The organism is Pseudomonas sp. Choline-02u-1, from assembly GCF_002836515.1.
In the GTDB taxonomy this organism is placed as follows: domain Bacteria; phylum Pseudomonadota; class Gammaproteobacteria; order Pseudomonadales; family Pseudomonadaceae; genus Aquipseudomonas.
The window spans coordinates 1-11,047 of record NZ_PJBC01000003.1; the positions used below are offsets into that span (position 1 = coordinate 1).

Sequence of the window (11,047 nt, forward strand, 5' to 3'; positions counted from 1 at the left end):
GTGATCGTTCCCACGCTCTGCGTGGGAATGCCTCAACAGACGCTCCGCCTTCGGCTTCGAAGGGGACGCGGAGCGTCCCGGGCTGCATTCCCGCGCGGAGCGTGGGAACGATCAACTCAGCTGTCGGAGACAAACATCTCCCGACTCAACCCATGTCGCTGCATCTTTTCATTGAATGTCCGGCGCGGCAGTTGCAGCTCCTCAAGCACCGCTTTCACATCCCCTTTGTTCCGGGTCAATGCCGCGCGCAGGCAGTGCGCTTCGAAGGCTTCCTGCTGCGCCGCCAGCGATTGCCCAGGGTCAATCCCGGTGACCGGTTCATCCAGCCCCAACACCTGACGCTCAGCGACGTTGGCCAGTTCGCGCACGTTGCCCGGCCAGTCGTGGCTGAGCAGATGGCTTAATTGCGCGCCTGTCAGCGGCGCAAACGTTCGGCCCAGGCGCTGAGCGGCGTTGTGGGCAAAGGTCTCGAACAGCAACGGAATGTCTTCGCGGCGATCACGCAGCGGCGGCAGGCGCAGTTCGGCAACGTTCAGACGATACGCCAGATCCTCGCGAAAACGCCCGGCGCGGGCTTCGTCGAGCAGGTCCGGTTTGGTCGCCGCGACGATACGCAAATCGACACGAATGCTTTGGTTCGATCCCAGCCGTTCGAGCTTTTGCTCCTGCAAGACCCGCAGCAATTTCACCTGCTGGGCCAGCGGCATGCTTTCGATCTCGTCGAGAAACAGCGTGCCGCCATCGGCGTATTCCAGTTTGCCGATGCGCTTGCCCGAGGCGCCGGTAAACGCGCCGCTCTCATGGCCGAACAGCTCGGCCTCGAACAGTTGCTCCGGAATCGCCGCGCAGTTCAGCGCCACGAACGGCTTGCCGGCGCGGGGGCCGAAATCGTGCAGGCAACGCGCGACCAGTTCCTTGCCGCTGCCGGTTTCGCCACGGATCAGCACGTTGACCGGCAACTTCGCCAGATCCAGCACCTGCCGACGCAATGTCTGCAAACCCCGGGATACGCCCAGCAGCGTCGCATCCAGCTTCGCGCGGTTGTCGGCCAGCTCGTGCAGGGCGCGGTTTTCCAGCACCAGACGGCGCTTGTCCAGCGCCCGGCGCAGGCTGCCCAGCAGCGTTTCCGGGCTGAATGGTTTTTCCAGAAAGTCGTAGGCGCCATCGCGCATCGCCTCGACCGCCATCGGCACGTCGCCATGGCCGGTGAGCAGAATCACTGGCAGATCGGCGTCGCGCTTTTGCACGGCGGCGAGCAATTGCAAACCGTCCATGCCGGGCATGCGCACGTCGCTCAGTATCACTCCGGCAAAATGTTCGGGGAGCGCCGCGAGGCATTCTTCGGCGCGGCTGAACAGTTGCACCTGGAACCCCGACAGGCTCAGCCACTGTTCGACGGCGTTGCGAATGCTGCTTTCATCGTCGATCACCATCACCGAGTCGAGCATCAGATGTGTGCCTCCAGATCGATTGGCAGGGTCAGGCTGAACACCGCGCCGTGTTCGCCATTCTCGACGCTCAGGCGCCCGCCGGATTCATGCACGATGGCGAATGAGACCGCCAGCCCCAGGCCGAGACCGTCCCCCACCGGTTTGGTGGTAAAGAAAGGATCGAACACCTGGCCCAGGTGTTCTTCGGCAATGCCGCCGCCGTTGTCGCTGACGCTGAGCCGCCACAATTGCTCATCCGCTTCGAGGCGGATTTCGACGCGCTTGCAGGCTTTACCCTGCATGGCATCCAGTGCATTGCGCAGCACATTGATCAGCACTTGTTCCAGGCGAATCGCATCACCGCGCACCCACGCCGGGCGTGCCAGATGCAGCACCAGGCTGACCTGCTCGTCACGCAGGCGCGCATCGAGCAGTTGCAGCGACTGATCGACCACCGTCGCCAGATCCAGGCGTTCGCGCAAACCGCTCGGACTTTTGCGGGCGAAGGTCTTGAGGTGGCCGGTGAGGGCGGCCATGCGCGTGAGCATGTCGTCCACCGGTTTCAGCGCCTTATAGGCGTCATCGACGCGGCCATGTTCGAGCAGCAGGCGCAGGGTGGCCAGTTGCATGCGCTGGGCGGTCAGCGGTTGATTGATTTCGTGGGCCAGCGCGGCGGACATCTGCCCCAGCGCGGCGAGTTTGGCCGATTGCACCAGACCTTCCTGCGCGGTGCGCAAGTCGCGGGTGCGTTCTTCGACCAGGCGCTCGAGTTCTTCGCGATTGCGCTGACGGACCTTGGCCAGCCGCCAGCGCTGACTGAGAAACAGCAACAAAAACACCAGCGCCAGCCACACTCCGGCGGCAGCCAGCGCGGCGTTGCGCAAATCCTCGAAAGCCACTTGCGGGCGGCGCAGCAGGTGCAGGGTCCAGCCCTCGGTCGTCAGTGGTAGCGATTCCCAAAGATAGTCGGCAGTGCCGTCCGGGCCCTCGACCCGGCGCAGATCGCTGTTGTCATCGAAGCGCCTTAGCGGCAAATGAGTCAGCGGTACCAGCGATTGTTTGTCGTACTGACGCGTGGATTTGATCTCGGCCAGATCGTCCGCGCTCAGCGGCCGCAAGGCGCGATAACGCCAACCGGGTTGATTGGCGATGAAGATGATCCCGCGCGCATCGCTGACCAGCAGCGTGTCGCTGCCCTGGCTCCATTCGCGCTCCAGCTCGGGAAATTCCAGCTTGACCACCATCGCACCGAGGAACTCGCCGTCGTCGCCGAGCACCGCGCTGGAAAGGAAATAACCGGGAATCCCACTGGTCACACCCACCGCGTAAAAACGTCCGGTGCCTTGGGTGCGAGTCTGGCTGAAGTAAGGGCGGAAGCCGTAATTGTGACCCACGTAGCTGCTGGGCAAGCGCCAGTTGCTGGCGGCGACGGCCCGGCCGGTGCGATCCAGCAATTCAAGGGTCGAGGATTGCGCTGCACCGTTGATTTTTTCCAGCTTCAGATTCAGTGCCGCTTGCTGCGCGGCGTCGACAGGGCCAGCCAGCGCCGAACGCAATTGCGGATCCAGCGCCAGCACGGCGGGCAGGGCGCGGTAGCGATCAATCAGCGTGTGCAGTGAATTGGCGTACAGCGCCAGTTGCTGGTTGGCGCGCGCGGCGTCTTCTTCCTGCGCCTGCCGCTCGGCGTGGCGCATGGCGAGCGTCGCGGCCACGACCGTGCCGGCAATGATCAGCAGGGAATACAACGACAGACGCAGGGTACGGGAAGTCGGCAGCATGCTGGGCGCAAACGGTCAGAAAAGTCGGGCCGAGACCATAGCATGGCCCCGGCCCGCGTGCTCGCTGTCGCGGTATGTCCTTGTTGGTGCGTCGGATGACCTCACTCAGCCTGGCAGATTCCAGCCGAGGCCAAACGAGCGGAAACCGTTTGGGCGGCTGCATGAGCATCTCGGTAGCGGATCAAGCCCATCACAGGGTGTTTAATGGCGCTCGGTCATCGTCAACGAAAAACGGCCGGGGCATCTTTGCGGATGCACCGGCCGTTTTCATGACGCCAGAAGCTTACTGCACTTCCACCGCCAGACTTTCGCTGATCTTCTGTTGCCAGATTGCGGGACCGGTGATGTGCACCGACTCACCTTTGCTGTCCACCGCCACGGTGACCGGCATGTCCTTGACCTCGAACTCGTAGATCGCTTCCATGCCCAGCTCGGCAAACGCCAGCACCTTGGACTTCTTGATCGCTTGCGCAACCAGGTAAGCGGCGCCGCCGACAGCCATCAGGTACACAGCCTTGTTGTCCTTGATCGCCTCGATCGCGGTCGGGCCACGCTCGGACTTGCCGATCATGCCCAACAGGCCGGTCTGCTCAAGGATCTGGCGGGTGAACTTGTCCATCCGCGTCGCGGTGGTCGGGCCGGCAGGGCCAACCACTTCGTCACCGACCGGATCAACCGGGCCGACGTAGTAGATGAAGCGACCCTTGAGGTCGACCGGCAGGGTTTCGCCCTTGTTGAGCATCTCGACCATGCGCTTGTGCGCCGCGTCGCGACCGGTGAGCATCTTGCCGTTGAGCAGCACGGTTTCGCCCGGCTTCCAGCTCTGCACGTCTTCCGGAGTCAGGGTGTCGAGGTTGACGCGACGGGCCGACGGGCCAGCTTCCCAGACGATTTCCGGGTAGGCGTCCAGCGGTGGCGCTTCCAGCGAGGCCGGGCCGGAACCGTCGAGCACGAAGTGTGCGTGACGGGTGGCAGCGCAGTTGGGGATCATGCACACCGGCAGCGAGGCCGCGTGTGTCGGGTAGTCCATGATTTTCACGTCGAGCACGGTGGTCAGGCCACCCAGGCCCTGGGCGCCGATGCCCAACTGGTTGACCTTCTCGAACAGCTCCAGACGCATTTCTTCGATGCGGTTCTGCGGGCCACGGGCCTTGAGCTCGTGAATGTCGATGGATTCCATCAACACTTCCTTGGCCATCACCGCGGCTTTCTCGGCGGTGCCGCCGATACCGATGCCGAGCATGCCCGGTGGGCACCAGCCGGCGCCCATGGTCGGGACGGTCTTCAATACCCAGTCAACGATCGAGTCGGACGGGTTGAGCATGGCCATTTTCGACTTGTTCTCGGAACCGCCGCCCTTGGCCGCCACGTCCACTTCCACGGTGTTGCCCGGGACGATGGAGTAATGGATCACGGCCGGGGTGTTGTCCTTGGTGTTCTTGCGAGCGCCCGCCGGGTCGGCGAGGATCGAGGCGCGGAGGACGTTTTCCGGCAGGTTGTAGGCGCGACGCACGCCTTCGTTGATCATGTCGTCCAAGCCCATGGTGGCGCCATCCCAGCGCACGTCCATGCCGACACGCACGAACACAGTAACGATACCGGTGTCCTGGCAGATCGGGCGGTGGCCGGTCGCGCACATGCGCGAGTTGATCAGGATCTGCGCCATCGAATCACGGGCCGCTGGCGATTCTTCGCGCAGGTAGGCTTCGTGCATCGCCTGGATGAAATCGACGGGGTGGTAATAGGAAATGAACTGCAGGGCGTCGGCAACGCTCTGAATCAGGTCGTCTTGCTTGATCACGGTCATGAGTCGCGCTCCTCTAAAAGACGGGAACATTCAATAAGGTGCCTGCGGCTTGGGTGCATCGGTCGGTCGCAAGCACCTTTCAAGGCACGCCGGGGCTGCTGGCGCGACGCTAAAAAGGCGCGGCAGTATACCGCGCATCAAAGGGGCATACACGCGCCGGCAGTCATTCGTTGGTCGCATGTCTTTCGCATATTCCTGTAGGAGCTGCCGCAGGCTGCGATCTTTTGATTTTGTTTTTAAGGTCAAGATCAGAAGATCGCAGCCTGCGGCAGCTCCTACACTGAATATGTGGGTTTTTGACGCCATTTTCCCGGCCCGAAAATCGGTGGTCATTTAGCGACCGGGCCTCTAAAGTGGCATCCGGTCTGTAGAGTAGGACACTCGGTCAGCCTCCTATCGCACGGTGAGTCAACGATTGACCCATAACGCCATTCAACGCCTTTTGCTTAAACGCTTCGCCCTCGCTGCGGCCACCTACGGATTGGCTTTGCTGCTGCTGTGGCTGGCGTTTTTCACCGGGCATTACCAGCAATCGCTTAGTGGCGTTGCCATCGGCAGTGCCCTGGTGGTCATCAGCCAGGCGACGCTGTTCGGGCTGTTCTGGAGCGGTCGCAACCAGCGCTTCGTCGACCCCAGCCTGACCGAAGCGCAAGTATTGATGGGACTGGGCTGGCAGACCTGGCTGATCGCCCATGTCGACGAGGCGCGCGGCGCGTTTCTGGTGTTCTATGTGCTGATCCTGCTGTTCGGCCTGTTTCATCTCACTCGACACGTGTTCATCCGGTGCGCGCTGCTGGTGTTTTTCAGTTTCTGCGCGATCACCCTGTGGGACGCCTACCACTTGCGCCTCGCCGAGCCTGCGCTTGCGGCATTGCAGGTGTGCATTCTGGCGATGGTGCTGGCGTGGCTGGTGCTCTACGCCCGGTTTGTGCAGGTTTCGCGGCAACGCCAGCGGCAGCGTCGGTTTGCCTTGCAGGCGCATCAGGACACCTTGCGCGGGATGATGCGTCAGCTCGAAGATCTGGTTGCCACCGACGAATTGACCGGGCTGTTCAATCGCCGACACTTCCTGCGCATCGCCTCGCGCGAGCTGAATGAGCTGGACAGCAACGTGATGCACGGGCTGGCGCTGATCGATCTGGATCACTTCAAACGCATCAATGACCTGCATGGCCACGCGGCCGGCGATCAGGTGCTGCAAGCGTTTGCCGGCGTGGCGCAAGCCTGCTTGCGCGACGGCGACGTGCTGGCTCGCTATGGTGGCGAGGAATTCGTGGTGCTGGTGCCCGACTGCGATGCCGAACGGCTGACGGCCTGTTGCGAACGCTTGCGCATTGCCTTCAGCGAGGTTGAATTGATGGGCCTGCAAGTGCGTAATCTGAGCCTGTCGGCGGGCATGACCCTGCTGTCCGTCGGCGATGATCTGGACGAAGCCTTGCAGCGTGCCGATCAGGCGCTGTACCGGGCCAAGCGTGACGGACGCAATCGTTGTGCCGCCGCGTGGGAGAACGTCGATGCCTGAATTGCGTGTCGGTGATCGGCAGTGGACGGTTGAAGCGGGCAGCAACCTGCTCGACAGTCTCAATCAAAACGGTGTCGCCGTGCCCTACAGCTGTCGCGCCGGCAGTTGCCACACCTGTCTGGTGCAATGCGTGCAAGGCCTGCCCAGCGACAACCGCCCGGACGCCTTGAGCGCCGAACAACGCCTGCAAGGCTGGCGGCTGGCCTGCCAATGCCAGGTAACAGAAGATCTGCAGGTGCACACGTTCGATCCGATCGCCGACGGTCGCCCGGCGCTGGTCGAGGCGCTGGACTGGCTCAGCGGCAACGTTCTGCGCCTGCGCCTGACCCCGCAACGGCCACTGCGCTACAGCGCTGGCCAGCATCTGGTGCTGTGGATCGGCCACGTCGCCCGTCCGTACTCGCTGGCGAGCCTGCCGCAAGAAGACCGATTCCTTGAATTTCACCTCGATTGCCGTCAGCCCGGCGAATTCATCGACGCTGCGCGCAAGCTGCAGATCGGCGACTCGATCCGCCTCGGCGAACTGCGCGGCGGCGCCTTGCACTACGACCCGGACTGGCACGCCCGGCCGCTGTGGCTGCTGGCCGCCGGCACCGGTTTAGGCCCATTGTTCGGCGTGTTGCGCGAAGCCTTGCGGCAGGATCACCAAGGCGCTATCCGCGTCATTCACCTGGCCCATGACGAACGCGAGCACTATTTGGCCAAACCCCTTGCCGCATTGGCCGCGCAGCGCGAAAACCTCAGCGTCGAGCTATGGACAGCGGCCGGGTCGGCCGACGCCCTGGCGCAACTGCGCCTTGTTTCCCGGCAGACCCTGGCCTTAGTCTGCGGCTCGACGGCCAGCGTCGACGCCTTCGCCAAGCGCTTGTACCTGGCCGGATTGCCGCGCAATCAACTGCTGGCCGACGTGTTCCTGTCCCGGGGTTGAGCGCTGATTTTTCAGACGCGAGACATGCCATGCCTGACACCATTTTGCTCGAACGCGAAGGCGGTTTGCTGACGCTTCGCCTCAACCGCCCGGACAAGAAAAACGCCCTGACCCGCGCCATGTACAGCCGTCTCGCCGAGGCGCTGGAGCTGGCCGGCAACGACCCGCAGATCAATGCTGTGCTGATCAGCGGCAGCGCCGAGTGCTTCACGGCCGGCAACGACATCGCCGATTTCCTCGAGCAACCGCCGAGCGACCTCGACAGCCCGGTGTTTCACTTCATGCTCAATCTGCTCGAATGCCGCAAACCGGTGATCGCCGCTGTCGCCGGTGCCGCGGTGGGTATCGGCACGACCCTGTTGCTGCACTGCGATCTGGTCTATGTCAGCCGTGACGCCCGGCTGCGCATGCCATTCGTCAATCTTGGTTTGTGCCCGGAATTCGGTTCCAGCCTGATCCTGCCGCGCTTGCTCGGCCAGGCGAAAGCGGCGCAGCTGTTGTTGCTCGGCGAAGGTTTCAGTGGTGAACAGGCTGCGCAGTGGGGGATTGCCACTCAAGCGCTGGACAGCGGTGAAGCGGCGTTGAGCAAGGCGCGGGAAATGGCGCTGCGTTTTGATGACTTGCCGACCGAAGCGGTACGCATCAGCAAGCAGTTGATGCGAGCGCCGGATCGCGAGTTGTTGCGCAAGGCGATCGAGCACGAGGGTGCGTTGTTCACTCAGCGCCTGCGTTCGCCGGAGGCATTGGCGGCGCTGACCGGATTTATCAAACGGCATTGAGATTTTCGCTGAACGTGCCGGCCTCTTCGCGAGCAAGCTCGCTCCCACATGGGAATGCGGTCCCTGTGGGAGCGAGCTTTCTCGCGAAGAGGGCAGATCAGTCGACAGCTCTTCCAGAGCAGTAAACAAAAAAACCCGGCACTCACATGCCGGGGCTTTTGTTTTCAGCGTGTCACTCAGACCTGAGGGTCACCCACGTGCAGGATCTTCATGCCATTGGTGCCACCGGTGGTGTGGTAGCTGTCGCCCTTGGTCAGGATGACCCAGTCGCCTTTTTCCACGACGCCGCGCTTGGTCAGTTCGTCGATGGCTTTCTGGCTGACTTCGTGCGGTTCCAGCGAGGCCGGGTCGAACGGAATGGTGTAGACGCCACGGAACATCGCCGCGCGGGCCTGGGCTTCGCGGTGCGGGGTGAACGCGTAGATCGGCACCGAAGAGCGGATACGCGACATGATCAGCGGGGTGAAGCCGCTTTCAGTCAGGGCGATGATCGCTTTGACGCCCGGGAAGTGGTTGGCGGTGTACATGGTCGCCAGCGCAATGCTTTCGTCGCAGCGGCTGAATTCCTTGCCGATACGGTGGCTGGAGGTCTTGCCGGTCGGGTGCTTCTCGGCGCCGACGCAGATCCGCGCCATGGCCTGCACGGCTTCCAGCGGGTAGAGGCCTGCGGCGGATTCGGCCGAGAGCATCACGGCGTCGGTGTAGTCGAGCACGGCGTTGGCCACGTCGGACACTTCGGCGCGGGTCGGCATCGGGTTCTGGATCATCGACTCCATCATCTGGGTCGCGACGATCACTGCCTTGTTGTGGCGACGTGCGTGCAGAATGATTTTCTTCTGAATGCCCACCAGCTCGGCATCGCCGATTTCCACACCGAGGTCACCACGGGCAACCATTACCGCGTCGGAAGCCTTGATCAGACCGTCGAGGGTTTCGTCGTCGGCCACGGCTTCGGCGCGTTCGATCTTCGCCACCAGCCAGGCAGTGCCGCCGGCTTCGTCGCGCAGTTGACGGGCATATTCCATGTCGGCAGCGTCACGCGGGAAGGACACCGCGAGGTAGTCGACTTCCATTTCCGCAGCGAGCTTGATGTCGGCCTTGTCTTTTTCAGTCAGGGCCGGGGCAGTCAGGCCGCCACCGCGACGGTTGATGCCTTTGTGGTCCGAGAGCGGGCCGCCGATGGTCACGGTGCAATGCAAGGCATCGTCAGTCTGGGTATCAACGCGCATCACCACACGGCCGTCGTCGAGCAGCAGCTCGTCGCCCACGCCGCAGTCCTTGACCAGATCCGGGTAATCGATGCCGACCACCTGCTGGTTGCCTTCGGTCAACGGATGGCTGGTGGAAAAGGTGAACTTGTCACCGATCTTCAGCTCGATCTTCTTGTTGGCGAATTTGGCGATACGGATTTTCGGGCCTTGCAGGTCGCCGAGCAGGGCGACAAAGCGGCCGTGCTTGGCAGCCAGGTCACGCACCAGCTTCGCGCGAGCCTTGTGCTCGTCGGGGGTGCCGTGGGAGAAGTTCAGACGGGCAACGTCCAGACCAGCCAGAATCAGCTGTTCGAGAACTTCCGGCGAGTTACTGGCCGGGCCAAGGGTAGCGACGATTTTGGTACGACGGACGGACATGCAAAGACTCCTGAGTTCAAGCGCCAGCGAAGGCTACTATGCTCAGAAGGTGTAGTCATTGTTCGTTTGCACTACTTATCGTTTTCTTTATTGAACCGACAACTGGCACAAACACTGCTGAAGATTTCACGGCAGGGGTCGATACAGAGCACAAGACAGGAGAACCACCATGCGATTGTTGCCCATTGCCGCCCTTGCCCTCAGCGTCCTCGCCATGACGGGCTGCACCCGTTGGTCGATGAACCATCATTTGAACAACGCCTACAGCGCCTATGATCGCGGCAATTGCGAGCAGGTCATGCTTGAGCTGTCCAAGGTCGAACGCGCCAGCCGCGCCCGCCCTTACGTGTGGCCGGAAGTGTCGATGATGCGCGGCCAGTGCCTGGAGCGGCAGAAGTTGTACATCGACGCGGTGCAGACCTACCAGTTCATCATCGCTTCGTACCCGAACAGCGAATACGCCTACCGCGCTCGCGCGCGTCTGGAAACCCTGCAGAGCCTGGGCCATTACCCGACGCGCAGTGCCGCGGCAGTGGTGCGGCCGACACGCTTCTAACGGCGCTTCTCATACAAATTCTGGCCGTCTGTACAAGCTCCGCTATAGTCAAGGAAACCGTTTGGAGCCTTGACTCGTTAACGGCGCAACACCTGCGACTGGCAGTGGTAGAGGTGACGGCGATTGGTGCGCCGTTCACACCGGAAGCGGGGAGAGCGGGCCTGCCGCACAGGTTCGTTCCGAAGCACAGATGCGGCTCCGTGACGGAGCCCTGCATGGCGAACCGCACATCATGTTTACCGACCGCCGGATCGAACGGCATCAGTTGCCGTATTACCTCAGAGTGTTCAACAGCGTCACCGACAAACCCGTCGGCTTTCTCGGCAATGTGTCTGCAGACGGGCTGATGCTGATCAGCCAGCTGCCAATGATGGTTGGCGCCGATTTCCAGTTACGCCTCAAGGTTCCCGCCCGCGATGGCAGCCAGCAGATCATCGATTTCAGCGCCTGTTGCGTGTGGTGCCATGAAGACGCCACGCCGCTGCACTACGACGCCGGTTTCATCCTGCGGCGCGCGCCGGCGGAGTTCGGGCAACTGATTCTGGCGTTGCAGCAGTACTTCAGTTTTCAGCCGCTGCCGGCGTCGGCCTGAGTCGATGGCGCCAAGCGCTTGGCAGGC

Annotated in this window: 9 protein-coding genes; 5 read left to right on the forward strand and 4 right to left on the reverse strand. The window is 62.5% G+C overall.

What is annotated here, in order from left to right; all coding sequences use genetic code 11:
* Window positions 1-116 precede the first annotated feature (116 nt).
* The 3 genes from CXF97_RS01985 to CXF97_RS01995 all read right to left on the reverse strand — a co-directional run bounded on the left by CXF97_RS01985 (window position 117) and on the right by CXF97_RS01995 (window position 5,015).
* Entirely contained in the window at window positions 117-1,448 is a 1,332-nt protein-coding gene (locus tag CXF97_RS01985; protein WP_101155669.1) for a sigma-54 dependent transcriptional regulator, read from the reverse strand.
* Entirely contained in the window at window positions 1,448-3,208 is a 1,761-nt protein-coding gene (locus CXF97_RS01990) for an ATP-binding protein (RefSeq protein WP_101155671.1), read from the reverse strand. Before CXF97_RS01990 ends, CXF97_RS01985 begins: the two co-directional genes overlap by 1 nt.
* Before the next feature lie 283 nt (window positions 3,209-3,491).
* On the reverse strand, window positions 3,492-5,015 hold the full coding sequence (locus CXF97_RS01995; RefSeq protein WP_007916251.1) for a fumarate hydratase: 1,524 nt from the start codon (window positions 5,013-5,015) through the stop codon (window positions 3,492-3,494).
* A 415-nt stretch (window positions 5,016-5,430) separates the two neighbouring features.
* Between CXF97_RS01995 and CXF97_RS02000 the strand changes: the two genes are divergently transcribed.
* From CXF97_RS02000 to CXF97_RS02010, 3 genes are read left to right on the forward strand one after another with little or no spacing between them, the layout of a single operon-like run.
* Window positions 5,431-6,537 carry a diguanylate cyclase gene (locus CXF97_RS02000; protein WP_101155684.1) on the forward strand — a complete coding sequence of 369 codons (1,107 nt, stop codon included), beginning with the start codon at window positions 5,431-5,433 and terminating at the stop codon, window positions 6,535-6,537.
* The gene (locus CXF97_RS02005) at window positions 6,530-7,465 is read left to right on the forward strand and encodes an iron-sulfur-binding ferredoxin reductase (protein WP_101155686.1); all 936 of its coding nucleotides are present in this window, start codon (window positions 6,530-6,532) and stop codon (window positions 7,463-7,465) included. Before CXF97_RS02000 ends, CXF97_RS02005 begins: the two co-directional genes overlap by 8 nt.
* A 29-nt stretch (window positions 7,466-7,494) precedes the next feature.
* Window positions 7,495-8,244 carry an enoyl-CoA hydratase-related protein gene (locus CXF97_RS02010; RefSeq protein ID WP_101155688.1) on the forward strand — a complete coding sequence of 250 codons (750 nt, stop codon included), beginning with the start codon at window positions 7,495-7,497 and terminating at the stop codon, window positions 8,242-8,244.
* A gap of 176 nt (window positions 8,245-8,420) precedes the next feature.
* Here CXF97_RS02010 and pyk read toward each other — a convergent pair whose 3' ends face one another.
* Window positions 8,421-9,872, reverse strand: coding sequence for a pyruvate kinase (gene pyk, locus CXF97_RS02015; RefSeq protein ID WP_101155690.1), 1,452 nt, complete (start codon window positions 9,870-9,872; stop codon window positions 8,421-8,423).
* A 169-nt stretch (window positions 9,873-10,041) separates the two neighbouring features.
* On the opposite strand from pyk, the gene CXF97_RS02020 reads away from it, so the two are divergent.
* Both CXF97_RS02020 and CXF97_RS02025 read left to right on the forward strand, forming a co-directional pair.
* Window positions 10,042-10,428, forward strand: coding sequence for a tol-pal system YbgF family protein (locus CXF97_RS02020; RefSeq protein WP_101155692.1), 387 nt, complete (start codon window positions 10,042-10,044; stop codon window positions 10,426-10,428).
* A gap of 232 nt (window positions 10,429-10,660) precedes the next feature.
* Entirely contained in the window at window positions 10,661-11,020 is a 360-nt protein-coding gene (locus CXF97_RS02025) for a PilZ domain-containing protein (protein WP_101156399.1), read from the forward strand.
* Window positions 11,021-11,047 lie beyond the last annotated feature (27 nt).

What these genes read in the sequence shown, in the direction of transcription:
- CXF97_RS01995 (WP_007916251.1), bottom strand. Translation starts at nt 5,015, where the DNA reads ATGACCGTGATCAAGCAAGACGACCTGATTCAGAGCGTTGCCGACGCC.
- CXF97_RS02005 (WP_101155686.1), top strand. Translation starts at nt 6,530, where the DNA reads ATGCCTGAATTGCGTGTCGGTGATCGGCAGTGGACGGTTGAAGCGGGC.
- CXF97_RS01985 (WP_101155669.1), bottom strand. Translation starts at nt 1,448, where the DNA reads ATGCTCGACTCGGTGATGGTGATCGACGATGAAAGCAGCATTCGCAAC.
- CXF97_RS01990 (WP_101155671.1), bottom strand. Translation starts at nt 3,208, where the DNA reads ATGCTGCCGACTTCCCGTACCCTGCGTCTGTCGTTGTATTCCCTGCTG.
- CXF97_RS02010 (WP_101155688.1), top strand. Translation starts at nt 7,495, where the DNA reads ATGCCTGACACCATTTTGCTCGAACGCGAAGGCGGTTTGCTGACGCTT.
- CXF97_RS02025 (WP_101156399.1), top strand. Translation starts at nt 10,661, where the DNA reads ATGTTTACCGACCGCCGGATCGAACGGCATCAGTTGCCGTATTACCTC.
- pyk (WP_101155690.1), bottom strand. Translation starts at nt 9,872, where the DNA reads ATGTCCGTCCGTCGTACCAAAATCGTCGCTACCCTTGGCCCGGCCAGT.
- CXF97_RS02020 (WP_101155692.1), top strand. Translation starts at nt 10,042, where the DNA reads ATGCGATTGTTGCCCATTGCCGCCCTTGCCCTCAGCGTCCTCGCCATG.